This window comes from Vibrio sp. E150_011 (genome assembly GCF_053544015.1).
On record NZ_JBHFOL010000004.1, the window covers coordinates 68,771 to 94,193 of the forward strand.

Sequence of the window (25,423 nt, forward strand, 5' to 3'; positions counted from 1 at the left end):
ATTAGCACGATGTCGGTAAAAAGGAAAAATGGACATGCCCAAGCAAGCCTTTCAACAACTTCAAGGTTATTTGGAATCACAAGTTATTGGTCAAAAAGAGCTAGTCAAACAGCTGCTCATCGCTTTACTCGCCGATGGACACATACTCGTCGAAGGGCCTCCTGGGCTTGCCAAAACCCGTGCGGCGAAGGCACTAGCTGATTGTATTGAAGGCAGTTTCCATCGAGTTCAGTTTACCCCTGATTTGCTCCCCTCTGATTTAACGGGTACTGATATTTATCGACCAGAAAATGGCGAGTTTGAATTTAAGGCGGGGCCAATTTTTCACTCGCTATTGCTTGCCGATGAAGTCAACCGAGCGCCAGCCAAAGTACAGGCAGCCATGCTCGAAGCAATGGCAGAAAAGCAAATCAGTGTTGGGCAGACGACTTATCCTTTGCCTGATTTGTTCCTTGTCATGGCAACGCAAAATCCGATAGAACAGGAAGGCACTTATCCACTTCCTGAGGCTCAGCTTGACCGATTCTTACTGCATCTCGATGTCGATTACCCAGATGCAGAGAGCGAACTTGAGATCCTAAAACTCAATAGAGGCGAGGCGCTTGGACAACACGTTCAACCTGAACAAGCTATTTCTCAAACAGAAATATTTGAGGCTCGCCGTCAAGTGCTGTCGATTCACATGTCAGACGTTATCGAACGCTATATTGTTCGCCTTATCATTGCTACGCGTCAACCAATCCAATACAGTGAAAAATTATCAAAATGGCTCGAGATGGGCGTCAGCCCGCGTGCAACGATTGCCTTAGACCGAGCCAGTCGTGCCAACGCATGGTTATCCGGTCGAGATTTTGTTAGCCCTGAAGACGTTCATGCCGTCATTTACCCTGTGCTTCGCCACCGCCTGCTCCTTAGTTATCACGCCCAAGCTGAGGGCATTAAAGGGAATGATGTCATCGATGAGTTGCTCGGCACCGTTGCCTCGGCATAGTTGATACTGTAAACGGGTAGCATTAATGTTATTAAAAAATAATCAATTTTTTAAACGAAAAGCGAAGCAGAGTAACCCCTTGGAGCTTGCTGTCACGCAGGGCAACCTGCCTGCGCAGTGCAATGGGGTGAGCCTAACTGTCGACGAGCTCGCTTTTTACCAGACTCATGGCAAGCGCTGGCAACCACCAGCCAGAAGCCTCTGGTCACAGCTAAATGGCGCACACCTAAGTGCACATAAAGGCCGAGGTATGACGTTCTCTGAAGTGCGACAGTATCAGCCAGGCGATGATGTCAGGCAGATTGACTGGCGCGTCACAGCACGGACGGGAAAGGTTCATACCAAGCTGTTTTCAGAGGAACGTGAACGCCCAGTCGTATTATTCCTCGATCTTACGCCTAGCCTGTTTAGTGGGACAAAACTGCTTTTTAAGTCTGTACAACTCTGCCATTTGGCAAGCTTACTAAGCTGGGTAGCCGTCGCCAATAAAGATCGAGTTGGCGCAGTGATTCGCTGTCCTCATCAATTGATAGAGCTTCGTCCCTCCGCATCTAAAGGTGCTGTGTTCCAGCTCCTCAATGAGATCGTCGCGGCTCATAATCGTCAGCTAATACCGGGGGCGACGGCGTCTGAGCAAAACACCAGACCATCAAACGTAAACAGCACCGATTCATTAAGCCTTGATAGTGCTAACCCAAGCGCTGCGACGACAAGAAATACAGGAAGTAATACTGCCTTCGATGCGCTTCGGAACCTCTGCCGCAAAGGGAGCGAAGTCGTACTTCTTAGTGATTTCTCAACCACGTCGGAAGCAGACTTAGACACGGTAAAGTTACTTTCGCAACACAACCGAGTCCGAGCTATTCAACTTTTCGATCCATTAGAAGTTGCCGATGTCAGCGCTAAAGGACTGCAACGTGTTCAAGGAAAGTTTGATGAAATAACGCTCGACATGAGCAGCGCTCACACCAAAGCCGCCATCAAACAAGCTTATCTAGATCATCACGACCACATTGAACAAGAGCTTGCCTCATTCGGTATTCACTTGTCACAAATATCCAGTGGTTCTCCGTTACTTCAACAAATTTTAGAACGCCAATCATGACCGAACCAACCCACTCACATCCGCTCGAACTCAATGCTCTCACGTTACCGGCGGCACCATCGTGGTGGCCACTAGGTCCAGGGTGGTGGGCGGCAGCCTTCATTGCTATCGCTATTACCTTGGTGCTGTTTTTTTTATACCGAAGACGTAGCGCTCATAAACGGGCCCAACGCGCCGCACTCAACCTATTCAATATAGAAAGGTCATTGCTTACTCCCTCATCAGCCATTGAGTTGGTGAGGCAAGCGGCGTTGAGTTACTTCCCACGACAAGACATTGCAAAATTAAGCGGTCAAGACTGGTATCAATTTTTAGACTCCCAGTTGGCCAGCGCCACCTTTTTGCCAAACAAAGAACAGTGGGACCAAGCCCTCTACCGTTCGAGTTCATCCTTACTTTTGGACGCAAGTGAAAACCAATCGGACGCAAGTGAAAACCAATCAAACAACCGCGCATCCCTTGAAACCGCTGATCATGTACTGATTGAACATTGTGAGCAATGGATCCAGCGAGCACTGCCTCCAAAGAGAAAATATCGCCACTGGAAGAGAGGTGAATGATGTCATTTTCATTTGAATGGTGGGGGATGTTTTTGCTAGCGCCACTTCCCTATCTGGCCTATCGATTAATGGCGCCTAATGCGACATCCAACCCCATCATACTCCCGCATCTGACCACGATGCCGAGTCAGGCTAACCGAAAATCAAGGCTAAACCAATGCCTCGCCGTCATGGCGTGGCTACTGTTACTCACGGCGAGTGCAAGGCCTGTTTGGTATGGCGCGCCCGTTGACATTCAGCCCAAGCATCGTGACATGATGCTGGTCATCGACTTATCTTACTCTATGAGTCAGGAAGACATGGCGTATAAAGGTCAATACATCGATCGCCTTAGCACCGTTAAACATGTGGTTTCGGATTTTGTCGATAAACGAAAAGGTGACCGAATGGGATTGGTGTATTTTGCTGACCATGCTTACCTGCAAACACCATTAACGTTCGACCGTGAAACCATCAAACGTCAAATTAATCAAACCGTATTGAAACTCATTGGCACACAAACTGCGATCGGTGATGGCATCGGCCTTGCGACTAAAACCTTTGTTGATGGTAACGCCCCGCAAAGAGTCATGATTTTATTAAGTGACGGCAGCAACAATGCCGGAGTGCTTGATCCTATTGAAGCGGCAGAGATTGCGAAAAAATATCAAACCGTGATCTATACCATTGGCGTGGGCGCAGGAGAAATGCAGGTCAAAGATTTTTTCATGACTCGTACCGTCAATACAGCAGAAGATCTGGATGAGGAAGCCTTGCAAAAAATAGCCTCGATGACCGGTGGTCAGTATTTCCGCGCTCGAAATGCGCAAGATTTAGAGAAGATCTACGACACGATCAACACCCTGCAACCTATCACCCAAGCTACGCAGTCCTGGCGCCCTAAAACTGAGTGGTTTTGGCTGCCTTGTTTATTGGCATTAATGCTGTTGTCCACCTTAATCGTTATCAGGAGGGAAGATGTCTGACTTTATCTTTCTGCACCCTAACGCTTTTTGGCTGTTAATCCCGATTCTTATTGGCGCTATCGTTGTTAAGTCAGTGAAACGTCATTCAGCCTCACAGCCACTAATGGCCCCTCACCTTGCCGCTTATTTTGAGCGCACCAATGGAGTCAAACACTCCAAGCGGGCGACATTGATATCACTAGCCGTGATTATCGTCGTTGCAATGGCAGGACCAAGTTTTCAAGAACATCGCGTCCCAGCAGGGCAAACCAACCAGGCGAGAGTTCTCGTGCTGGACATGTCTCAGTCTGTCTATGCCAACGATATAAAGCCTAACCGACTCGCGCAAATAAAATACAAAGCGCAAGACCTATTGCCAATAATAAAAGAAGGACAAACCGGTTTAGTGGCTTATGCCGGTGATGCGTATGTGTTAAGCCCTTTAACGTCAGATTCGGCGACATTAAAAAACTTAATCCAGAACCTCTCCCCCGACATCATGCCAATACAAGGCGCGCGGGCTGATCTTGCCATTGAGCAATCCATCACAATGATGAAACAGGCAGGACTCACTCAGGGTGAGATATTATTATTTAGTGATGACTTGGATAGCCAAGAAGTCTCTCGTATTCAAGCTCAATTGCAAGGCACATCATGGACATTATCGGTTCTCGCGTTTGGCTCCAAGTCCGGTGCGCCTATCCCGCTTTCTGATGGTTCTTTATTAAAGAATGATGCTGGGACCACCGTTGTCGCAAAAACAAACTTTAAGGGAATGCAGCAAGTCACTCAAATCAACGATGGTCGATTTGTCACCTATCAAAGCAACAATACCGACATCGAGCAGCTGACGAGTTCGGATTTGTTCAGCCAATCCACCAATACATCGATAAAAGCCAACTCCGACTCTCAGACTGTCGTGGCGCGTGTTAACAACGGTATTTGGCTGCTCCCATTCGCGCTTCTACTGATTCTGCCTTTGTTCAGAAAAGGCTTCATTTTCTCTGTTCCAGTATTCACGAGCGCATTCGTTGCTATGCTGCTCGCGTCCACTCCCTCTCCCGCCATCGCCTCATCATTGAGCCAATGGTTCAATAACGCCGATCAAAATGGCTACCAGTCCTATCAAGACCAAGATTATGAACGTGCCGCCGAGGAGTTTACCCAAGCTCGCTGGCAAGGCGCAGCAAAATACCAAGCGGGAGACTATGAAGGGGCAATACAGTCATGGCAGCCACTTAACGAGACACAAGATCTTTATAACCTCGCGCACGCGTATGCCCAAAATAGCAACTTTGACGAGGCAATCGAGAATTATGAAATGGTCATCAAGCGCGAGCCCGATAATGCTGCAGCTAAACAAGATTTAGACACGGTGAAACGCGCGCAACAGCAACAGCAACAGCAACAGCAACAGCAACAGCAACAGCAACAGCAACAGCAACAGCAACAGCAACAGCAAGATTCTGAATCATCGGATAAGAACCAGCAAGGCACCGATGAGAATAATCAAACGCAATCTGGCTCGAAAGATAATTCAAGCAACGCTTCGAATTCAAACCAAGAAAAATCACAATCAGAGCCATCTAAAGGCTCCGATCCAACGGGTGCTCAACCACAAAACGAAAAAGAGACAACGTCAGGAGATGACACGTCATCTGACAATCAATCATCGTCAGAAGACTCATCGCCAAGCCAGGGTCAAGCAAACGAGCAAGACTCACAACAAGCCGAGACGACACGCCAATCTGGGTCAGAACCGCAAGATGGAAAAAGTGACAGTGACGCTCAAGGGCATGCTGTCCAATCTCAACAGGTAGCAGAAAGCGACCCAAGCTTACGTAAACTTGAACAAGTGGAGTCCGTACGAGACCCAAGCCGACTCATTCAAGCTCAAATGCTCTTACAAGCAAGAGACAGAGACCAACCCACCTCTCAAGGGAAGCACTGGTAATGATTAGAAACAAACTCCACCCTTTATTTTTAATGCTGATATTACTGGTGAGTGGCTTTGTTAGCTTTCCATCGTGGGCATTAACCGTTACCGCGAGTGTGAACAAAACTAAAGTCAGCAAAGATGAAGTTATTCAACTTCGGATCGTGGCGGATGAAAAGCTCGACGGCAGTAAGGTGTCTTTCGATTCGCTCAGCCATGATTTCTACACGGGTCGCGCTAACTTCAGCTCTTCTGTTAACATTCTAAACGGATCTCGAACAGACAGCAGCGTATGGACCATCGCCATCGCGCCGCAACGTATTGGCAAGATAGTGATCCCGAGCTTTGATGTAAACGGCGCAAAAACCACACCGATCACGCTCAATGTCGCCATTGATGAGCAAACCCCAACCACCGACGATATGATCGAGGTTAGAACACAAATTGGCAAACAGGTGTTGTATCCAAAAGAGAGCACTATTTTAGACGCTCGAATTATCGTCAAGGTAGACCCTCGTTTGTTACAAAACCCCGACCTAATTCAACCAACAGCGCAGGGCGTGACACTAAAAGCACTTGGGGAACCGAAACAATACCAAGCTGTATTGGATGGTATCGATGTTCTTATTATCGACCAGCAATATCGTGTGACCGCCGAGTCTGCCGGTACATTCACTATCCAAGCGCCTACCTTGTCTGGCGGCGTCCTGTATGGCAATAACCGATCAGGTACCACCAAAATACTAACGCTCAATCATAAAGCACCGACATTAGCGCTAACAGTACAACCCATCCCAGCTGACTATCAGGGTGTTTGGCTACCAAGCGCGAAGTTAACGTTAGCGCAATCTTGGCAGCGTTCAGATGGGAGCGCGGTCTCCTCTAATGATGCAGATATTGACACGGGCGATTCTTTAACCCGCACCGTCACGCTCAATGCCATGGGCGTCACCTCAAATCAACTACCTAACCTGAGCATAGAAAACCCAGACGGCTTCCGTGTTTATCCAGAAAAACCAACGTTCAACGACAATGATGATGGCTCTGTCACCATGACAATCAAACAAGTGTTGATTGCCAAAAAGGAAGGACAATACCCATTACCCGCAATCGCTGTTGATTGGTGGAACACCACCACAAACAAAAAAGATCAATCTGCATTGAGTGGGTTGTTGGTGACCGTTCATCAAAGTGATGAGCCGAGCGTTGGATTCAAAGCATTAGATTCAACGCCAACTACTACGGTTTCAGACTCTGGTTTCTGGCCTTATCTGACCGGTCTTTTTGCGTGTTTGTGGTTAGTATCGAGTGTGATGTGGTATCGAGCGAGGCGGAATTCAGCTAAAAGCCAATCGGCGAGTGAGGCTCCAAAAAACACGGATTCAAAACAGCGACTGTTGGAAGCCATAAACCGCCGAGACGCAATTGCTGCCCAATCCGCCTTTCACCTTTGGGTAAAAGAATCGAAAAACCTTTCTCCTGATACGGTGAGCAGCATCCAAAGCGAGTTGTCGGCAATCAGTCGCGCCGAGTTTATGGGCAACGAAAGTTCGTGGGATTCAACAGCGGTCATTGCGCTCATTTCTAAAGCGTCATCTTCCACCTCTCCCCCTCACTTAGCGCATTTATAAATAGCCTAAACGCTAAAACAAAAAAAGCGCCCTCAATGAGGGCGCTTTACCATTCAATACTTCTCTTAAACGCTCAACAAGCGACCGTTTAATTCATCAACCATTATAGGTAGAAACGAGTACCGATGATGAATTGGTTGTCTTGACGCTTACGGTAGTTAACAGTACCGCTGTCTTGACCTTGGTTGTCAAAGTTGTAGCCAGTGTACGCACGTAGACGTGGAGAGATAGTGTATTCAGCTTGAACAGAAGTGCCAGACTTAACACGTACATCGTTTTGAGTATCTTGCATCTCTTCGTGCTTTAGGATTAGGTTAAGCCCCATATCTAGACCGTAAGCAAGAATAGAATCGAACGCTTGAGTTTTAGCGATAAGCTTGCTGTCAAACGAGTTCATGTTTTTGTTGTCAGCAAAAGTTGCTGCTACATATAGACCAGAACCGAAGTTACCGTATTTAGCAGACACTAAGTTCGATTCCGCCAGTTTTGCTACGCCACGCTCAGTGATGTTACCGCTGTTGAATGCATAGTTCGCGTTGAAACCGTTAATCGTGTAGCCCGCTGCAATTTGAGCACGGTTCGTTGAGGTAATCCAAGTACCAGAGTTGCCTGCTAGTGGATCAGTGACTGAGTTAGCGCCCTGCCAACCAGCACCAATCGTCAATGCACCAGCACTATCGAAATCAATCGTATTGAAGTAAGCCGCTAGTTTGTCCGCACGAGCAGTACCAAAGATACCTTGGTTGTCGTATAGGAAATCATTTGACCAACCGATCGGCGTATCAACCACACCCGCCGCCATGTAGTAAGGAGACCATTGTGTACCCGCAGCGATGCGGCCGTAAGTCTCGTGACCAAGACCGATATAGCCTAGACGAGTCTTGAACGTGTCTTTACCACCTTCAAGCATGTTCATCGCCCACTCTGCTTTGAAATCCGCCTTGAAGCCATGACCGATGTCTTGGATCACTTCAATGTTAATACGTGGCGATTTCTCTTCAACGCTTGCTTCTTTACCAGCATGAGCACCTGTTAGACCGATAGTCGCGTGACCACCGATAGACATTTGCGTGCCTTCTTTGTTGTAGACTTCTAGTGCGTTTGCTTGAGTACCGATGACCGCTGTTGTAACGGCAAGTGCTAATAGTGTTTTGTTCATTACGATTTCCATATTGACGGCTTAATATCGAACTTTGAGGCTCGATAGATGTTTAAAGGTTTTCCTTAACGGTGAGAAGCTGGCAGGCAACTCGATGTTAAAGACGCTAAAAACGTGAACTTGAAATATGGAATTACTTTAAATCGAGAGTTCCCGAATGTGTCGTGAAATAAAATGAAGTTTTAAGCAGAAAAGAAGGGGAATTAAAGTTATTTAAAAACAAATGGATACGTGTAAATTTTTATAAAAAGCCAGAACACTTGAGATTAAGCGATGTTTTCTTTTGTTTTCACCATTAGTTATGTGAATACCAGTACCACACAAAGATTCACCCCGAAAATTTGAACATAAAAAAACCCGCTCTATGAGCGGGTTCTATCAAACTGTTGATGCTAAGTTATCCATTTTTCCCTATAGGAAGAAACGAACACCTGCCATCCACATGTTGTCACGATCTTCTTTGAATTCGCCAGTACCTTGAAGGTCGAATTCGTAGCCTGCGTATGCACGCATGCGAGATGTTACGTCGTACTCAGCTTGGATAGCTGTAGTTGCGTAAATAGTTTCGCCTGAAGCAAAACCAGAAAGAGCCTTGTCGCCATCGTACTTAACAGATTCGTAGTTTACAGATAGGTTTAGGCTGTTAGAAAGACCGTAAGCAAGAATCGCTTCATATGCTTTAGTGTCGTCTAATTTTTGGCCTTCGTAGCTGTTCATGTAATCATTCATCGCATAAACACCCGCTACGTAGATACCTTTACCGTAAGTACCATATTTAGCAGAAACTAGGTGAGAAGTCGCTTTATCATCAACTGCAACTGCAACATCTGCAGTAGAAGTGATATCACCACCCGTGTATGCGTAGTTTAGACCAACACCAGCAACATCATAACCAAGTTGTACTTGTGCACGCTGACCAACGTTGTATTTACCAGCAGTACCTAAAGTAGTATTAGTATTGTCGATGTCATTAGCACCTTGCCAACCTAGACCGAAGTTGAATGCACCAGCATTGCCGAAATCGAATGCGTTAGTGTAAGCAAGCATTGCGTCAGCACGACCAGTACCTAGGGCACCGTGGTTGTCGTATAGGAAGTCATTCGCGAAAGCGATTGGAAGATCCGCAACACCACCAGCTGTGTAGTAAGGTGCCCATTGAGTACCTACTGCTACGCGACCGAATTCTTCATGGCTTACACCGATGTAGCCAAGACGAGTAGTGAAAGAGTTATCACCGCCGTCTAGCATGTTGAGTGCCCATTCGCCTTTAGCATCAGCAGTAAAGCCGTTGCCTAGGTCTTGAGTTGCTTCGAAGTTGATACGCGGAGAAACAGAGTTCACGCCAGCAGCGTCTTTTTCAGAATCTTGAACGCCTACAGAAACGTGACCGCCTACTGCAAAAGTAGAACCGTCTTGGTTATAAAGCTCAACTGCTTGTGCAGAAGTACCGAATGCTGCAGCTGCCACTGCTAGTGCGATAAATTTTTTGTTCATTGGGATTTCCATATTTCAAGTTTTGTGCGCCAAACGCCTGGATGACAAATGGCATAACGTACATGAAGCTGTTACGTACACAGACATAACACCTATGCATGTAACCCTTCTCGATGTAACGTTGGATTAACATGACGGAAATCACTCTAACCCTAAAGTTCCCAAAGCTTTCATAAAAAGACGTAAAAGATTGAAAACGCTGTTTTCTATTTTTAATATTTCAATAAAAACAAAAGGTTAACAGTAAAACAAAAAACATAAAACAAACTAAAATTACCGCGATCACCCTCTCATTTTATGGTAATTGATATTTTTACGGGTATATCGTTTGAATTATTTAGGCTCAAAAAACTTAACGCAACTATTTGAATCAATATGTTACAGGTAATGTGCGCATTTTGAGACCGCTGTATTCGTCAAGGCAATAGAATCTCCAGATTGTTTCTTTACCCACAAAAACTGAATATATAGGTACATCACCAAGCACGCACCCTTACCCAAAACACCAACTCAGTTATAAAAAAGCCAACAAAGCACGTAAATAGTGAGCCACTCGTCACAAAAATCGAACAAAAAATGAACTCCCGCACTTATGGAAAGGCAAGTTCAGAATGCCGTTCTATTCTTGCTTTAGGTATTAATGTGTATGCAGGCACTAATACCCGCAATGGCAACATTGCAGTGGTGATAATAATTGAAGGAATATAATTATGAAAATGGCAGCCATCGCAGCAGCGATTACAACAACACTCGTCTCTGGTTCAGCATTAGCGGCAGAGGTTTATAATTCGGACGGAACGTCACTTAGTATTGGTGGACGTGCAGAGTTCCGTGGCGATTTCCAAGGTCAAGCTTCAGGTAGCGAACTAGATGGGACGATGGATAACAAATCTCGTGTTCGTATTAACGTGGGTGGTGAAACACAAATCACGGATAGTTTAAGTGGTATCGCTTTTTACGAAGCTGAGCAAACCGTCAATAACGATGCATCTAATTCCCAAAACTCCGCCTTTACACAGCGTTATATGTATGCCGGTCTTTCCACAAATGGTGGCGACGTAACATTTGGTAAGCAAGATGCTGCGACCGTCCAAATTTCCCAAATGTCAGATACGGTAACAACACATAGTGGCATTCAAAAAACCTTCATACAGGCAGGTGATGAGCAAATAAACAATGCTATCAATTACTCGGGCTACTTTATGGATGCCCTATCAGTCAAAGCTAGTTTACTTGCCTCTAACCAAGCCAATGAAGATGGCTGGGCATTGTCTGGTATTTATACCCTTCCCTTTGGATTGGGTATTGGTCTTGGTTATGCCGCTAACGAAAATCCAGGTACTAATGCGCAAGACTCTAAACAATTCCTTGGTGGTTTAAACTACCGTTGGGAAGGGCTTTACGTTGCTGCGACCTATACGCAAGGTGAGGGTTCTAAAAAATACAATCTTGGCAGTAACGACTTCAATAGTGTCGAATTTGTTGCTCAATACAGATTTGAGAACAATTTTGAGGCTGTGTTAGGGTATCAGAAAGGTGAAATCGCACCAGATGCCGCCGCAAACTTTAACGTTAGTAATTACGTCGAGTTAACAGGTATTTATTACTTCAACAAATCGATCCGTTCTTATATTACTTACAAGTTTAATAACCTAGAAGCAGCTGATGGACAAACATTCGCAGCTGATGGTACGACGGCACAAGATGCTGACAACTCTCTACGTCTAGGTCTTCGTTACGACTTCTAAATAACGATATAATTACTTTCCAAAGGGCGATTTATTCGCCCTTTTTTATTGCCCAGAAACATTTCCATACACTCTAACTTTGAAAAAGTTCAATTAAATCAAAATGTAATATATCTTACATTTATCTGTAACAGCCAAAACATAACCTACTTGCATTCCAAGAAGACATGATGTCTAACAATATTATTTAAAGGTAAATAAGATGAAAAAAGCAGTTTTGGCGAGCGCAGTAGTAGCAGTGATGGCATCGGGTTCAGCACTCGCAGCTGAAGTCTACAATTCAGACGGCACGTCTTTAAAGATCGGTGGCCGTGCGGAATTCCGTGGTGATTTCATTGGTAACGGTGGTCAAGAAATCGATGGTACGATGGCAAACAAATCACGCTTCCGTATTAATGTTGGTGGCGAGACGCAAATTTCTGATAACCTGACTGGCTTTGGTTTCTATGAAGCTGAGCAAGGTGTGAATTCGTCTGGTGACAACGACGCAACGACTTCAATCAAACAACGTTACATGTACGCAGGTATCGGTACCCAATTTGGTGATATCTCTTTCGGTAAGCAAGACACGGCTGGCGTTCAGATCTCTCAAATGTCGGATGACGGTCAAATTTGGACTGGCGCTCAAAAAACATTCATTGCTGCAGGTGATGAGCAAGCAAACAATGCCATTGCGTACTCTAACCTATTCGCTGATGTTTTCTCGCTGAAAGCAAGTGTAATAGCGGCGGAAGAGAAAAATGAAAATGGCTATGGTATCTCTGGTATCTATTCAACGCCAATCGGTTTAGATATTGGTCTTGGTTACGCGCAAAATGACTTCAATGAAGTAAAACTTGCTGGCACGACAATTACTGACGAAGGCGATGCAAATCAATTTATTGGTGGTCTAGCCTACTCAATCGCGTCTTTAACTGTTGGTGGTACTTACACCCAAGGCACATATAACTTTGACGCATTCAGTGAAAGCGTTGATTTCTCTGGTGTTGAATTATCTGGTACTTATAAGTTTGACAATGGTTTCCGTATTATGGCTGCCTACCAGAAACAAGAGCTTAAAGACGATGGCGATAAGTTCACTCTTAACGATTTCTTTGAACTAACAGGTCAATACCACTTCAATAAGTCGCTACGTACTTACCTATCTTACAAGCTAGATAACCGTAGCGCTGATGAAGTCAGCAACAATGGCAATTCAGCAGACGATACGGTTCGTCTAGGTCTTCGTTACGACTTCTAAACACCATTAAGTTTCCTATTTCGAATCCAAGACCAGGGCTGCTATCCCTGGTCTTTTTTTTATTCCCTCAATCAATAATACTTACCAACTAAAACGCTCTCCCCATAACAATAATCAACCCTTATCTGATTTCACTCCGCCACACACATTCACACCACACCCTATTAACAACCTTAAAATCAATGAGTTAAATTAAGAAAACTGCCATATTTCTTTCACAAAGCTATTTTACTTTGATTGCGTTCTTGAGGTAACGAGCCTCATTTTTGATAACCAAGGTACGTATAAAATGAAAAAAGCAGTAGTAGCCGGTGCAGTAGTTTCAGTGTTGATGTCTGGCCTGGTTGGCGCAGCCGAAGTGTATAGCAAAGACGGAACATCCCTTGATATTGGCGGCCGTATGGAATTTCGTGGTGATTTTGGCGGCAAAGACAATGGCCAAAGCATTGATGGCACCATGGAAAACAAAAGCCGGGCTCGCTTAAGCATCAAAGGACAATCAAAGATCAACGATAGCCTTACTGGTTTTGGCAAATACGAAGTTGAGCACGCCGTAGTCAGTTCGGGCGGTAAAGACGATGGTTCCGATGCCAATAAGTTCAAGCAACGTTATATGTTTGCAGGGCTAGATACCGAATTTGGCGCTGTGTCTTTAGGTAAACAAGATACGGCGGGCGTGATCATTTCTCAAATGTCGGATAATGGTCAGATTTATACCGGTATTCAAAAAGAATTCATTAATGCTGGCGACGAGCAAGTGAATAATGTCGTCAAGTACTCCGCCGATTTCATGGATGCACTAACGGTTGAAGCCAGTGCTATTTTAGGTTCAGACAAGAACACCGACGGCGCCGGTGTCGCGGCTAAATATCACCTTCCATTTGGCTTAGCACTTGGTTTAGGTTATGCACAAAATGGTAATGGCCAAAATAACGGTATCGATGAAGGTAACGCAAAACAGACTATTGCTGGATTAAGCTACGCGATTGGTGGTCTAGAGCTTGGCGGTACGTATACTCAAGGTGAACTTGATGACAAAAATGGTAAAGACTTTAAGGGTGCTGAGCTTTCCGCGGCTTACAAAGTAGGCAATGGATTTTCAGTGTTAGCGGCGTACCAAAATACCGAAAAAGACAGCACTGACGCCGCGAGTGGCAAAGAAAAAACAAACTTCTATGAGCTGACGGGCCAATACAAATTCAACAGCAACCTTCGTACTTACTTAGCGTTTAAGCTAAACAATCTGAAAAAAGGAGAATCAGCAAAACTCAAAGATGTTGACGCTGAAAACTCAGTTCGTTTAGGGCTTCGTTACGATTTCTAATCCGGACTCTTTGCCTATCTAAGCAGACCCATAAAAAAGTCGTGCACGCTGCGCGACTTTTACGTTCCATACCATGTCGCTTTAGGTGAATCACTTTCTAGCCACCACCTTCATTTACTTTTCGTCTCTTATTTCTTGCCTCTCGCCAAACAGGTTCGCTTAAACAGTATGAACGAATACAAATAAGTGTCGTTTTTACACAATTGGTTAATTTCGGTTTTCATAGTAATATTGTCAAAAACGAAGAATACGATTTATGAATCAACCACATCAGCCTCTCCAAGGTGCAATCTGGATGTTATCTGCTGGCGCCGCCTTCGCTCTAGTCAATAATATCGCTCAAGTAGTCAGTATTAATCATGGTATGTCCTCTACCATGATTGCGCTCATTCAATATGCCATAGCGCTGCTTGTCATTATCCCTAGCCTTCGTGCAACCGGTATCTTTCGCTCTCTTCGTACTCAACATTTTGGCGCTCATCTTTTTCGCGTGCTACTTTCCGTCGTTGGCATACAGCTTTGGATGTGGGCACTCGCTTACCCAGTCCCCATCTGGCAAGGTATCGCCCTGCTCATGACCTCCCCCCTATTTGCAACCTTAGGCTCTGGTTTAATATTGAAGGAAAAGGTAGGCGCAGCCCGCTGGCTTGCCACGATATGTGGCTTCGTGGGTGCATTGGTGATCCTTGAGCCATGGTCTGATTCTTTTAGTTGGGCAACATTGCTACCGGTTGGGGCCGCTTTTTTCTGGGCTTGTTATTCACTCATGGTAAAAAAACTGTCAGCGAATGATCCCCCTTCCACCATGGTGATCTATTTATTGGTGCTCATTACGCCTTTTAATTTCATGCTCGCTCTCCCCTCGTGGTCTCTCCCTTCTGACATGATGGTTTGGGGTTATCTGATTGGAGCGGGCGCACTGACAGCTTTTGCACAGTGGGCCATTGTAAAGGCTTACTCCGTAGCTGATGCTTCGTTTGTGCAGCCATTTGATCACGCTAAACTGCCAATGAATGTGTTAGCGGGCTGGATTGTCTTTAGCTGGGTTCCTCCTGGCCGCCTTTGGATTGGTGCTGCCATCATCGTCGCGTCTATTGCTTTTATTACGCATTGGGAAACAAAATCCAAAAAGAAAACTATTTCTTGAAATTAATTTGATGACACGTCGTTCTTATATTGAAACGGACTAGAATTAAATAGACAAAGACAAGAGGCGGATCAATATGGCAGAGCCAATCAAAATTACGTTATATCGCTGGGCAGGAAGCTGGGGTCCGTTCAAGGTAACGATTCCATGCGGTGAATGCACGCTAACCAAAGATATCTTAAATGATACGTTCAATACTGAACTTGCAGGGATTCCCGTCGAGCTCGAGGTAAAAGATTGGCTATCTCATTGGTGGGAGCCGCTTAAAGCGGGTGCTTGGCATGCGCCAATTATTATGGTTGAGGGCAAGGTCGTTAGTCAGGGCGAGGCACTTAACCGGGGCGTGCTTGTACAGTCGGTCATTAAAGAATGGACGCAACGTGATGAACTCAAAGGCTCGATTGTTTTTGGGAAGGCTACGTGTCCTTACTGCGTAAAAGCAAAACAAATCCTAGATGATGCTGGTATTGAATATGATTATCACGATGTGGTGAAAGACAGCGCAGCCTTGTACCGCATGATCCCAGAAGTCAAAGCACATATTGGTGAAAAAACACCCGTGACGGTGCCTCAGATTTGGATGGATGGGGAATATATTGGTGGTGCTGACCAATTAGAAGTGTGGTTAAGTGAAAATCCTGCAGCATCGCCGCCTAATAACGTCTTCGAGCTGGGAGAAAAATCTGCGTCATAATCAGCCTTTAGAGAGCATGCTCCGACTTTGTTACGCCTTTTACCTCATGTCCTGAAAGCAAAAAGCTCGCTAAATGCGAGCTTTTTCAATTCTTATTTACTGATTTTTTTCATCATTCGTTTAATGAACGATTTTTTCTTTGGCTGAGGCTTGCCATAAAGCATGTCGTCAATCATTTTTTTGGCTGCTAATTGACCAATATATGCCGCGCCTAGTTCGTAACCCATGATTCAACCCTCTAAGATTGTAATTAATTTTCAATATAGGTGTATTTTATACTGATATAGGACAATTACAAGACGTTCGTCACATTTTTTTTGTAATTTAATTTCACGCAATGTTTGTTTTAGTCAAAAGACATGGGTTCACTATTACAGGTAATACGAACTATCTAAACAATGACAACGTCAACAGCAAGTCAAACAACATCCATTGTCGACACGATTTGAATTACTCAAGAAACAAAATCAACCTACTGTTTTATAACGATTTAATTGAATACTAACTAAATTCCTTATTGGAATTTCGACCATTCCACACTTTCCTCAAATTGTTGCTTATACTCCTGAAGATCAAATTTTAGTAACGGATACCAAACAATCCTGCAGAAACGATGCAGTAAAGTGAGTGAAGGACCCTATTTGATTCTCTTTTACATCGCTCATTTTTCAACAAGGTACTGGAAATGCTCCATTCACACTCAAAAGACTGTTTGATCATTGATAATTTCCCTCTCGTGAGAGAAGCCATTGCTCGTATCGTATCAAGTCTCGACACGGTTAATTTGATCCACCAGATCTCTGATACGCAGGTCGCACTCGATCTTGTTAAAGCAGGAAGTATTGATCTCATCGTCCTCGACGTTAACCTTGCCGAAGCCGACGGATTTGAATTTATGCGACGTGCATTTGCTGCGGGTTATAAAGGACGGTCTATTTTTATTTCGAGTTATGGGTACCCCATCTATTCTGAGACCGCGTACAAGCTCGGCGCGAACGGATACCTAAGTAAATCGGAAGAACCTGCGTTAATTCGTGATGCCATTAGCGGTGTCATTCGTGGATACAATTTGTTCAAGACCGACTACAAGGTTAGTAACCGAAAGATCGTACTTTCACAACGTGAAACCGTCGTATTTAATTACCTTAAAAAAGGGTATACCAACAAACAAATTTCAGAATTTTTATCACTGAGCGCAAAAACTATTAGTACTTATAAGTCTAGAATTCTCGACAAATATGAAGCAAAGTCGATCGTCGAACTGGTCAATTCACATGATGTTGTACAAACAGACATTCGCCTAGCAAGTTAGTCTCCCTCACGGTCACAGTCTATGGTCATTTAAGAGCATTAGCCTCACTAAAATATAAAAAGCGAGTCACTTTGAATTAAAATCAGAAGTGACTCGCGACTCATTCAGTACCTGCTTAATAATCTGATTCAGCCGAAGGTGCAAAGGGTTTTGCCGGTTACCTTGCTTCATACAAGCCACAACAGGGATGTAAGCCTGTAAATAATCTGGAAAAGAAATAAAACGAAACTCATTGGAGTGAGCCAAATTTTGAGACAAAATTGCTGAGTAGTCGTTTTGTTTCAAAAGATGATAGGTTGCCGTTAGATTATCCAGCTTTACACGATAATCTAGCGTTAGTCCATTTTGAGCCATCGACTTGATCAACCTATGATGAACGTCGTTCCAGCCTCTCAATTCAAAATGCACGCATGGATTCTTAAAGACATCTTCCCACGTCTGTATCACGCTTTGACGACCAACAACCGCGCCAATTTCAACGTGGAGTACGTTAGATTGATAAATCGTTTTAGGGCACTCCTCGTTAAACAGTTGCACGCCTATATGAATATTGCCATCAATAATATCCTGGTACGTTGTTCCTCGCCACGTGATTAGTTCGATCATTGCTTTGGGAAACGCTAAACGAATAGCCTGGTAAAGCGGCGCTCCAAACTGTTCAAGAGAGACGTTGTAAAGCGCGATTTTAATCGGTTGCACATGGTTATTTTCATCAAAATCTTCACCATGAGCTAGGGCTCGCTCAACCGATTTAAGACCTTTTTCAATGCCAGGAATGATCCTTTCCAAATAATGAGTCGGTTCGAAACCATCAGCAGTTCGAACAAACAGTGGGTCCTTAAGTTGTTCTCTCAACTTTGACAGATGTTTACTTACTGCGCTTTCTGTTTTTCCAAGACGAGCAGCTACCGCCGTCAGGCTTCGATGCTGATAGATCATCAGCAAGACTTTTAATAGGTTAAAATCGTACTCTCTATGCATTACGCATGCCTTCTCGTGTTAAATACGCTATTCGTATTTATGTTCTTTCGCTAAATAGAGCGAAGCGTCTGCACGTTTTAAAACACTGTCTAGTGATTCATGCTCCCGAAGAACGGTGCAGCCAAAGCTAACTTCAAGTGTGAGCGATTCCGCCCCGAATGGCTTTGATGCGACTTCATTTGCGAATTTTTTAGCCACTTTCTCCGCGGCCAGTAACGTACAACCCGGTAAAATTGCGATGAACTCATCGCCGCCACTGCGAATCAAATAGTCGCTTTCTCGAAAGCATCGTCGCATCGAATTTGCAATATGAATGATAGCCTCGTCTCCAACATGGTGACCATAGTTATCATTGACAGCCTTTACCTTGTCACCATCGATGGCAATAACGGCGATACCTTGTTTTTCCATTGCATATTTTATCGCGCTGTCTTTTAAAATGGTTCGATTATAGAGCCCTGTGAGTTCATCTTTGCGGATAGCAACCTCGGCGATTTTCAATTTCTCTCGCTTCACTTTGAGTTCATCTAATCGGTTCATTACATAAGTAAGCAATGTAATCAGCCCAATAAACAACCAACCATAGTCGACCACTATCTTGCTATAAGGTATTCGATAAGTAATAACAAAGTTATCGTCTGCTAAGTAATCGATAGAGTAAGCATGGTCAGTATAGGGGTAACGCATATCCTCTAGAATAATCTGTCTCCCTAGCTCTGCTTCTGAGTCAATAAACTCTTTATTCTCTAAAAACGGGAACTTTCTTAGGTACACATCAACATTAATGTCACCTAATATTTCTTTTTCAAAGTAAACTGGGCTTGATATAGTCATGATTGGCTGATCGGTAACATTATCGTGATATATATTCGATATGATCAGCCTGTTTTTCAGATCGTCTTCATTGGCATACTTTGCGCAGGCCATTGATTCATTGCACATTTTATCTAAACTAACTGGCCTAATACCATTAGCAAGCTCAAATGACTGTGTAGCCATAATTTTATCACTCTCATAGGAGCGATAGTAGAACAATACCTCTTCTGCCATTGTTACTTCTGGCATATTCAGAAGTAGACGATTGGCCGTCATACTCACAATACGTTCATTAATGGTAAAGCCATTTTTATTGTCGGCCGCGTAGATTTTTCCAGACTTAAGATACGGACCATACTGTTCCGAGGTATGCGTCGCTTTTATCTCAGCTTCAAATAACACTCCAAGTAAATAAAGCGTTGATTTATAGTCTGTTATTGATTTTGTGAATAGATGAAACTGCGCTACCTCATTTTCTACCAACTTATCAACGGCTTTAACGAGTACCATCGCATAGAGGCCAAATGACAATAATGTAGCCTTGCATACAATAATTGCATATTTTTTTGTTTGAGTTCGCATAGACGTCAGATACTTAACTGAATAAATGAGCAAATGAGCCTTACTGGCCAAATGCATTTAACGGAGTATTATCTCGATTTCAGTGACGTCAAACAACACTATTCGTTCTAAAAATACTATTCGTTTCAAAAATACTATTCGCTTAAAAAACACTAATAGTTCTAAAAACGAGCAAATCAGGAAGAATTGACAAATTTGAAGGGAACGGCTCTGTAAACCGAAAGTCACCTAGCCATTTGTGACTGTTTTATAATCGTTGAATCTATGTTCTGACGTTGTTTTGTATGGTCTACAGAGCCTGATTACATTTATACACTTATTAATAAATTAATAAACTGCAGAAACTTACAGGTTGACATTTGTAGTTTTATAAAAATACAAGCTGGCCAATCTGTCAGTGATAATCAAACGCTCCCAGCGATAACCTCTTAAGGCGAACTAACCTAAGAGGACATCCCATGGAACCCATCATTCACATTTGTACTTATGGCGAACTTACCACGCAGCAAAAGCTTGAAATGCACCAACTACGCTATCAAGTGTTTGTTGAGCGATTACGTTGGTCCATCAGTACTCAAAATCAATTGGATATTGATGAATATGACCGACTAGATTCTAAGTATATCCTTATTGAATATGAAGGAAGAGTCGCTGCTTGCTGGCGACTCCTTCACACCAATCAGCCCTACATGCTTAACAATACCTTCCCAGAATTACTGCAAGGCGAGGTGTTTAATGATGAATCTATTGTCGAGCTGACTAGGTTTGCTGTGGATAGAGAGATAGCAAAACGTGCGAGCCATATTAACTTCACATCTCTACTCTTTTATCTAGTGGTTCAATATGCCATTGAGCAGGGTTACACCGAATATGTCACATTAACGTCAACCGGAATTGAACGAATTATGAGGCTAATTGGCATTCCAAGTACCCGATTAGGTGACGGAAAGGTACATCTACTCGACACGACACGCAGCGTTGCACTGCGTGTGCCAATTAATGATGATTTACGACATTGGTTTACCAACACTACGATAAACCAACATCGGTTCGATCGAGCCAGTTAACAAGGCTTTCGATACGGCTTGGGTGCGAGAGAAAGCATTAAGCTTTTCACTCGCATTCTGGATATGAAAATTAACCGTTCGTTCTGAACAGCCAAGAATTTGCGCGACTTCCCATGAGCTTTTCCCCTCAGCAACCCACGCCAAACAAATTTGTTCGCGTAACGTTAAGCTTGATTCCACGTGGCCTAGTTGCTGCTTGCAGACGACTTGTCTGACATCATTAATGTAGTCAGCAACTAGCGTACCGACATACGTTGCCAACAACGTTGATTCATTTGACAGTAATGTCGCATTTTTCCTATTTGAAAAACTGAGTAATCCTAAACATCCAAAGTTCGCACGTAGCGGTATAGTGATGCCATCCCCTAGCCCAAAATCTGACGCTAACTTCGCGACATTCTTGCTATCTTCTACGCCATTGTTAATGATATCTTGCCATTGAATAGGGGCCATACTATTGCGGCAATGCAGTACCACTTGATCAAAGTACATCACCTCATTACTTTCGTAAAACTCACGCCAACTCATAGGTTGATTCGTTAGTACAACATTTTCAGCACGCATTAATGTGATCGGGACAGAAACGGCAAACAAAAAATGTTCAAAATCGAGTACATCTGTCACAGCAAGAAGCTTGTCATTCAGTTTTTCTAAACTAAATTCTTCACAAGACTGAATATCACGTTTTAAGATTTCATTGATTTTATTGACGGATTGCACTGACGGTCTTAGCTCTTATTGAGTATCTAGAAGATAGGCACTTAGTTGCCCAACGATAGCGTGCCTCACAGAAAAAAACAAACGTTCACTGTTCAAATGCGGCTTTTAAAAACGACACACACTCTTTAATTCGTTTCGGTTGATATCTATCTCGGTGGTATATTAAAGATAATGGCACCGGTTTGATGCCCCACAGCCCAAAGACAGGAACCAACGTTTTTGCTGCTAGTTCAGGCTCACAGTACATCGCTGGCACTCTAATAATACCAAGTCCGGCTTTGGCACTGTTAACCAGCACTCTTCCATTCTTGCATGTCAAATCACCATTTATCGTCGTTTCAACGGTTTCATTACTCGTCGCATGAATAAACTGCCATTTGGTCACTGAACCTGTAAGACAATTATGATCTTTCAAATCTTTAGGGTGCTCGATTGGCGCCGCGCTTTGTAAGTAAATTGGACTTGCCAGTGTCAACATTTCGATATCAATTAAATGCCGTGCTATGTAATTCGCGTCAGGTAATACCCCCATTCGAATGGCTAGGTCAAACTCATCTTCCAGTAAATCGACACGGTGACTCGAAAAATCGAGATCAATTGATACATCAGGATGGCGTTGTGAGAACTTTGCAAGAAAATTAGCGACTAACTCTTCGCCGATATACCCACCAACGCAGTTAATGCTAATTTTTCCTTTCACCGTATCGTTATCGTCTACGGCCGCATGTACGGCTTGATCAATAGTATTCAGCGCTGTATCGCAGCTAGTGAGCAAAGCCTTACCTGCTTGCGTCAATTTCATCGTTCGGGTGGTACGTATCATTAGGCTGACGCCCATTTCCTTCTCAAGCGCCTGGATTTGGCGGGACACGTGAGATCTTGAGACATTTAACGCTTCTGCTGCTTTGGTAAAATTACCAAGATTAGCGACTAACACAAACGCCCGAACATCAAGTAAGTTAATGGTAGAATGAAGCATGAAAGAATTCTCCAAAATAGTCTCACTTGATTCTGTCTAATGCCATCAACATTGCAATACAAATTTGGCTTAAAACTTCATTCATATCTTGAAATGCTCAATAATCATACATGAGTGATCTACGTTGTAGTTTTGTAGCGCAACAACAACACCGCATTAACACCCAAACAACAGGCAATACACAGCCTAAAAACCTGCCATTTTCATTAACATTAATTTATTGTCTTAGATCATCGGATTGTTATGTAACGGTCGTGCCACATAGTAATTCCCTGTACATTTCCTGACACATTTAGAAATACATTGTTGCGGATTTTAACGGAATGAAAGGACGATTATGTTAGAACTACTGATTGGCTTAATAGTGACAATAGCAGTGGGCTATTTCATTGTTAAAGGCTACAAGCCTGCGGGCGTGTTATTGACGGCCGGTATCTTACTGCTTTTGCTTACCGGTATATTAGGCCACACCGTGTTGCCTTCGAAAATTACATCAACCGGTAATATGGTCACAGACTCACTTGAATACGTGAAGTATATGCTGCAGTACCGCGGCGGTGGTCTCGGTATGCAAATTATGTTGTTATGCGGATTTGCGTCTTACATGACACATATCGGCGCAAACAACGTGGTGGTAAAACAGTTCTCTAAACCTCTTTCGTTCATTAAGTCGCCGTATGTGTTGCTCGTTGCGGCTTATATTGTGGCATGTCTTATGTCTTTGGCGGTCAGTTCAGCGACTGGGCTTGGCGTATTATTGATGGCAACGTTATTCCCAATGATGACGGCCATGGGCATCTCACGCCCTGCTGCCGTTGCTGTCTGTGCTTCGCCTGCCGCGATTATCTTATCCCCAACCTCTGGTGATGTCGTCATTGCTGCAGAAAAGTCTGGGCTTGCACTGGATGTGTTCGCGGTTCAAACGGTACTGCCGGTCTCCATTTGCGCGATAATTGTGATGGCTGCCGCCGCTTTCTTCTGGAATAAATATCTCGATAAAAAAGAAAATACACCAATGGAACGTGTTGATGTCTCTGAAATGAAAGTCGATGCCCCTGCCTTTTATTGCATCCTTCCGTTTTTGCCGATTGTGGGTGTCTTCCTATTCAACGGTCGCACAATCCCAGGCCTTTCATTAGACATCTACACTATTGTCGTGGGTTCAATATTCATTGGCGCCGTCATTAACTTTTGTACTCAGAAGTTTAACGGCAAAAAGACACTAGAAGATTTGGAATCTTGTTACCAAGGCATGGCAGATGCGTTTAAAGGCGTTGTGATGTTATTAGTAGCGGCGGGAGTGTTCGCTCAAGGCTTAATGTCTATTGGTGCCATAGATAACCTACTTCACCTAGCTGACTCCGCTGGTGCGGGCGGTGTTGCACTTATGTTGATCCTAACCGGCCTCACCGTTGCCGCCGCTATCGCAACGGGTTCGGGTAACGCCCCGTTTTATGCCTTTGTTGAACTAGCGCCTTCTTTGGCAGCTAAGATGGGGCTCAATCCTGCTTTCTTAATTATACCTATGCTGCAGGCTTCTAACTTGGGCCGTACTATCTCGCCAGTTTCTGGTGTCATCGTTGCAACATCGGGGATGGGGAACATCTCGCCATTTGAAGTGGTGAAACGTACATCAGTGCCTGTACTCGCAGGTTTGGTTACCGTCATCATCGGCACCATGATTCTTGTCCCTATGTCAGCCTAATCGTACTAGATAATCTGGCATCACCAATAATAAAAGGGAAGCAATTAGCTTCCCTTTCTACGTTATTTAGAAGGCCTCACCGACCGACAGGTAAAATGTGTTTTCTTCCGGGCCTTTGGCAAAATCAAGCCTGATATTCATTTTCTTTTGTTCCACGGGTTGCCATCTAAAACCCAACCCTTTTGTTACAATCGTATTTTGACTCAAAATATCTTGCTCTGCTTCCGAGGTTTTCCCCAGTCCAACAAATGCAACGAGACCAAAGCGTGGTTTAAATGTCCATCGCCCCTCAAATTGACCTTGGATGATGTTGTCATTCCGATAGCGGCCATGGTTAAAGCCTCTCATCTTCAGCGTGGGTTTTTCATAAAATGGGACATCTCCGCCACTAGACTCCATCGTCACTTTCGATGCAATGACCACGTTTTCCCATACACTCGTATAGTTACTGGCTGCTAATTTACCGATGGCATAATCACCATCCCCTCCCCATTGCTCACCATAATCCATATAACTAAACTGAGCGAACCATCCATCAGTTGGATAATAGTTGTCATCGCGGGTATCAAAGTGAAGTACCGCCCCCAACCCACCTGATTTAACGTCTTCAGGTTGAGGCCAAAAACTGTTGAACGTATTAAAACTGATTTCCGTCTGCATATAATTGTATTGCGGACCGAGATACCAACTAGAATCGCCAAGCTTAAACAATGCACGCAACATAACGGCAGTCATCGTCATACCGTAATCAAGGGGATCATCAGAAAACGTCGGATCATTGCCATCACCATAGTATTTGAGATTTAAATTACCGTGGAACAATCCTCCCGTATACCGAATTGTGTCGTCGTTTAACGCGCCATCATGAAACGCACCGACTAACCAGCTTTCTGTAGAGGTATACATTCCCATAATGCCCGATGTGTCATTGTGAGCGACAGAATCAGGGTCCTTGGCATGCATATAAAGGCCGAGAAGCTGTACTCCTGTTCCTAATGTTGGATTCGACATGGGGATCGGCAGCGCAATAAAACCTTCCTTTTCGCCGCTTGTTTGCCGTGTGTTCTCTACTTTATCTTTTTTATCATCAACATGATCTTTATATTCCGCAGACCAAGAAAACGGGGATACTCCGAGCAACAACGCCGACATACTCATACGTTTTAGTTTTGAAGCCATTAATTACATCCATGTCATATATTCTCTCATTGTTATACAGAATATTAGTGAGCCAAAAAAGGAATTTTTCATCGCTTACTTTTGTCCTAACTCTTTACCATATTTACTC

At 43.9% G+C, this 25,423-nt stretch carries 22 protein-coding genes; 14 read left to right on the forward strand and 8 right to left on the reverse strand.

What is annotated here, in order from left to right; genetic code table 11:
- Nucleotides 1-34: 34 nt before the first annotated feature.
- The 6 genes from ACE1OE_RS08625 to ACE1OE_RS08650 are packed head-to-tail and all read left to right on the forward strand — an operon-like array spanning nt 35 to nt 7,167.
- Nucleotides 35-991 carry an AAA family ATPase gene (locus tag ACE1OE_RS08625; RefSeq protein WP_449210745.1) on the forward strand — a complete coding sequence of 319 codons (957 nt, stop codon included), beginning with the start codon at nt 35-37 and terminating at the stop codon, nt 989-991.
- Nucleotides 992-1,016: 25 nt separating this feature from the next.
- Nucleotides 1,017-2,096, forward strand: coding sequence for a DUF58 domain-containing protein (locus ACE1OE_RS08630; protein WP_449210746.1), 1,080 nt, complete (start codon nt 1,017-1,019; stop codon nt 2,094-2,096).
- Nucleotides 2,093-2,656 (forward strand): DUF4381 domain-containing protein, encoded by a 564-nt coding sequence (locus tag ACE1OE_RS08635; protein WP_449210747.1) that lies wholly within the window; start codon nt 2,093-2,095, stop codon nt 2,654-2,656. The genes ACE1OE_RS08630 and ACE1OE_RS08635 overlap by 4 nt, the downstream gene beginning before the upstream one ends.
- Nucleotides 2,653-3,621 carry a vWA domain-containing protein gene (locus ACE1OE_RS08640; protein WP_449210748.1) on the forward strand — a complete coding sequence of 323 codons (969 nt, stop codon included), beginning with the start codon at nt 2,653-2,655 and terminating at the stop codon, nt 3,619-3,621. The genes ACE1OE_RS08635 and ACE1OE_RS08640 overlap by 4 nt, the downstream gene beginning before the upstream one ends.
- Nucleotides 3,614-5,554 (forward strand): VWA domain-containing protein, encoded by a 1,941-nt coding sequence (locus tag ACE1OE_RS08645; protein ID WP_449210749.1) that lies wholly within the window; start codon nt 3,614-3,616, stop codon nt 5,552-5,554. The genes ACE1OE_RS08640 and ACE1OE_RS08645 overlap by 8 nt, the downstream gene beginning before the upstream one ends.
- Nucleotides 5,554-7,167: a BatD family protein gene (locus tag ACE1OE_RS08650; RefSeq protein WP_449210750.1), complete on the forward strand. Its 1,614-nt coding sequence runs from the start codon at nt 5,554-5,556 to the stop codon at nt 7,165-7,167. The genes ACE1OE_RS08645 and ACE1OE_RS08650 overlap by 1 nt, the downstream gene beginning before the upstream one ends.
- 103 nt (nt 7,168-7,270) lie before the next feature.
- Here ACE1OE_RS08650 and ACE1OE_RS08655 read toward each other — a convergent pair whose 3' ends face one another.
- Both ACE1OE_RS08655 and ACE1OE_RS08660 read right to left on the reverse strand, forming a co-directional pair.
- Nucleotides 7,271-8,326, reverse strand: coding sequence for a porin (locus ACE1OE_RS08655; RefSeq protein WP_449210751.1), 1,056 nt, complete (start codon nt 8,324-8,326; stop codon nt 7,271-7,273).
- A gap of 411 nt (nt 8,327-8,737) precedes the next feature.
- Nucleotides 8,738-9,820 carry a porin gene (locus tag ACE1OE_RS08660; RefSeq protein ID WP_449210752.1) on the reverse strand — a complete coding sequence of 361 codons (1,083 nt, stop codon included), beginning with the start codon at nt 9,818-9,820 and terminating at the stop codon, nt 8,738-8,740.
- Between the two features lie 710 nt (nt 9,821-10,530).
- On the opposite strand from ACE1OE_RS08660, the gene ACE1OE_RS08665 reads away from it, so the two are divergent.
- The 5 genes from ACE1OE_RS08665 to ACE1OE_RS08685 all read left to right on the forward strand — a co-directional run bounded on the left by ACE1OE_RS08665 (nt 10,531) and on the right by ACE1OE_RS08685 (nt 15,973).
- A complete protein-coding gene (locus ACE1OE_RS08665; RefSeq protein ID WP_449210753.1) occupies nt 10,531-11,568 on the forward strand; it encodes a porin in 1,038 nt (345 codons plus the stop codon).
- A 202-nt stretch (nt 11,569-11,770) separates the two neighbouring features.
- Nucleotides 11,771-12,808: a porin gene (locus tag ACE1OE_RS08670; protein ID WP_449210754.1), complete on the forward strand. Its 1,038-nt coding sequence runs from the start codon at nt 11,771-11,773 to the stop codon at nt 12,806-12,808.
- Between the two features lie 289 nt (nt 12,809-13,097).
- Nucleotides 13,098-14,132: a porin gene (locus tag ACE1OE_RS08675; protein ID WP_372062325.1), complete on the forward strand. Its 1,035-nt coding sequence runs from the start codon at nt 13,098-13,100 to the stop codon at nt 14,130-14,132.
- A gap of 256 nt (nt 14,133-14,388) precedes the next feature.
- Nucleotides 14,389-15,279 carry a DMT family transporter gene (locus tag ACE1OE_RS08680; protein ID WP_449210755.1) on the forward strand — a complete coding sequence of 297 codons (891 nt, stop codon included), beginning with the start codon at nt 14,389-14,391 and terminating at the stop codon, nt 15,277-15,279.
- 76 nt (nt 15,280-15,355) lie between these two features.
- Entirely contained in the window at nt 15,356-15,973 is a 618-nt protein-coding gene (locus tag ACE1OE_RS08685; RefSeq protein WP_372062328.1) for a glutaredoxin, read from the forward strand.
- Nucleotides 15,974-16,065: 92 nt separating this feature from the next.
- Here the strand turns inward: ACE1OE_RS08685 and ACE1OE_RS08690 are convergent, their stop codons facing one another.
- Entirely contained in the window at nt 16,066-16,200 is a 135-nt protein-coding gene (locus tag ACE1OE_RS08690) for a hypothetical protein (RefSeq protein WP_277869421.1), read from the reverse strand.
- Nucleotides 16,201-16,658: 458 nt separating this feature from the next.
- On the opposite strand from ACE1OE_RS08690, the gene ACE1OE_RS08695 reads away from it, so the two are divergent.
- Complete coding sequence (locus ACE1OE_RS08695; RefSeq protein WP_102467927.1) at nt 16,659-17,285, forward strand: response regulator transcription factor; 627 nt, start codon at nt 16,659-16,661, stop codon at nt 17,283-17,285.
- 66 nt (nt 17,286-17,351) lie between these two features.
- On the opposite strand, the gene ACE1OE_RS08700 is transcribed toward ACE1OE_RS08695, so the two are convergent.
- Together ACE1OE_RS08700 and ACE1OE_RS08705 are read right to left on the reverse strand one after the other, a co-directional pair.
- Nucleotides 17,352-18,266, reverse strand: coding sequence for a LysR family transcriptional regulator (locus ACE1OE_RS08700; protein ID WP_449210756.1), 915 nt, complete (start codon nt 18,264-18,266; stop codon nt 17,352-17,354).
- Between the two features lie 27 nt (nt 18,267-18,293).
- The gene (locus ACE1OE_RS08705; protein WP_449210757.1) at nt 18,294-19,613 is read right to left on the reverse strand and encodes a diguanylate cyclase; all 1,320 of its coding nucleotides are present in this window, start codon (nt 19,611-19,613) and stop codon (nt 18,294-18,296) included.
- Nucleotides 19,614-20,122: 509 nt separating this feature from the next.
- Here ACE1OE_RS08705 and ACE1OE_RS08710 point away from each other — a divergent pair.
- A complete protein-coding gene (locus ACE1OE_RS08710) occupies nt 20,123-20,731 on the forward strand; it encodes an acyl-homoserine-lactone synthase (RefSeq protein ID WP_449210758.1) in 609 nt (202 codons plus the stop codon).
- Here the strand turns inward: ACE1OE_RS08710 and ACE1OE_RS08715 are convergent.
- Nucleotides 20,672-21,451, reverse strand: coding sequence for a helix-turn-helix transcriptional regulator (locus tag ACE1OE_RS08715; RefSeq protein ID WP_372062335.1), 780 nt, complete (start codon nt 21,449-21,451; stop codon nt 20,672-20,674). The genes ACE1OE_RS08710 and ACE1OE_RS08715 overlap by 60 nt on opposite strands.
- Before the next feature lie 85 nt (nt 21,452-21,536).
- A complete protein-coding gene (locus ACE1OE_RS08720) occupies nt 21,537-22,430 on the reverse strand; it encodes a LysR family transcriptional regulator (RefSeq protein ID WP_449210759.1) in 894 nt (297 codons plus the stop codon).
- 337 nt (nt 22,431-22,767) lie between these two features.
- Here ACE1OE_RS08720 and dcuC point away from each other — a divergent pair, with 337 nt between their 5' ends.
- Complete coding sequence (gene dcuC / locus ACE1OE_RS08725; protein WP_102467933.1) at nt 22,768-24,135, forward strand: anaerobic C4-dicarboxylate transporter DcuC; 1,368 nt, start codon at nt 22,768-22,770, stop codon at nt 24,133-24,135.
- Nucleotides 24,136-24,201: 66 nt separating this feature from the next.
- Here dcuC and ACE1OE_RS08730 read toward each other — a convergent pair whose 3' ends face one another.
- Nucleotides 24,202-25,314, reverse strand: a complete 1,113-nt coding sequence (locus ACE1OE_RS08730; RefSeq protein WP_372062341.1) for a BamA/TamA family outer membrane protein — start codon at nt 25,312-25,314, stop codon at nt 24,202-24,204.
- Nucleotides 25,315-25,423: the final 109 nt, after the last annotated feature.

Coding starts and splice junctions, on each gene's coding strand:
- ACE1OE_RS08625 (WP_449210745.1), top strand. CDS start 35: ATGCCCAAGCAAGCCTTTCAACAACTTCAAGGTTATTTGGAATCACAA.
- ACE1OE_RS08630 (WP_449210746.1), top strand. CDS start 1,017: ATGTTATTAAAAAATAATCAATTTTTTAAACGAAAAGCGAAGCAGAGT.
- ACE1OE_RS08635 (WP_449210747.1), top strand. CDS start 2,093: ATGACCGAACCAACCCACTCACATCCGCTCGAACTCAATGCTCTCACG.
- ACE1OE_RS08640 (WP_449210748.1), top strand. CDS start 2,653: ATGATGTCATTTTCATTTGAATGGTGGGGGATGTTTTTGCTAGCGCCA.
- ACE1OE_RS08645 (WP_449210749.1), top strand. CDS start 3,614: ATGTCTGACTTTATCTTTCTGCACCCTAACGCTTTTTGGCTGTTAATC.
- ACE1OE_RS08650 (WP_449210750.1), top strand. CDS start 5,554: ATGATTAGAAACAAACTCCACCCTTTATTTTTAATGCTGATATTACTG.
- ACE1OE_RS08655 (WP_449210751.1), bottom strand. CDS start 8,326: ATGAACAAAACACTATTAGCACTTGCCGTTACAACAGCGGTCATCGGT.
- ACE1OE_RS08660 (WP_449210752.1), bottom strand. CDS start 9,820: ATGAACAAAAAATTTATCGCACTAGCAGTGGCAGCTGCAGCATTCGGT.
- ACE1OE_RS08665 (WP_449210753.1), top strand. CDS start 10,531: ATGAAAATGGCAGCCATCGCAGCAGCGATTACAACAACACTCGTCTCT.
- ACE1OE_RS08670 (WP_449210754.1), top strand. CDS start 11,771: ATGAAAAAAGCAGTTTTGGCGAGCGCAGTAGTAGCAGTGATGGCATCG.
- ACE1OE_RS08675 (WP_372062325.1), top strand. CDS start 13,098: ATGAAAAAAGCAGTAGTAGCCGGTGCAGTAGTTTCAGTGTTGATGTCT.
- ACE1OE_RS08680 (WP_449210755.1), top strand. CDS start 14,389: ATGAATCAACCACATCAGCCTCTCCAAGGTGCAATCTGGATGTTATCT.
- ACE1OE_RS08685 (WP_372062328.1), top strand. CDS start 15,356: ATGGCAGAGCCAATCAAAATTACGTTATATCGCTGGGCAGGAAGCTGG.
- ACE1OE_RS08690 (WP_277869421.1), bottom strand. CDS start 16,200: ATGGGTTACGAACTAGGCGCGGCATATATTGGTCAATTAGCAGCCAAA.
- ACE1OE_RS08695 (WP_102467927.1), top strand. CDS start 16,659: ATGCTCCATTCACACTCAAAAGACTGTTTGATCATTGATAATTTCCCT.
- ACE1OE_RS08700 (WP_449210756.1), bottom strand. CDS start 18,266: ATGCATAGAGAGTACGATTTTAACCTATTAAAAGTCTTGCTGATGATC.
- ACE1OE_RS08710 (WP_449210758.1), top strand. CDS start 20,123: ATGGAACCCATCATTCACATTTGTACTTATGGCGAACTTACCACGCAG.
- ACE1OE_RS08720 (WP_449210759.1), bottom strand. CDS start 22,430: ATGCTTCATTCTACCATTAACTTACTTGATGTTCGGGCGTTTGTGTTA.
- dcuC (WP_102467933.1), top strand. CDS start 22,768: ATGTTAGAACTACTGATTGGCTTAATAGTGACAATAGCAGTGGGCTAT.
- ACE1OE_RS08730 (WP_372062341.1), bottom strand. CDS start 25,314: ATGGCTTCAAAACTAAAACGTATGAGTATGTCGGCGTTGTTGCTCGGA.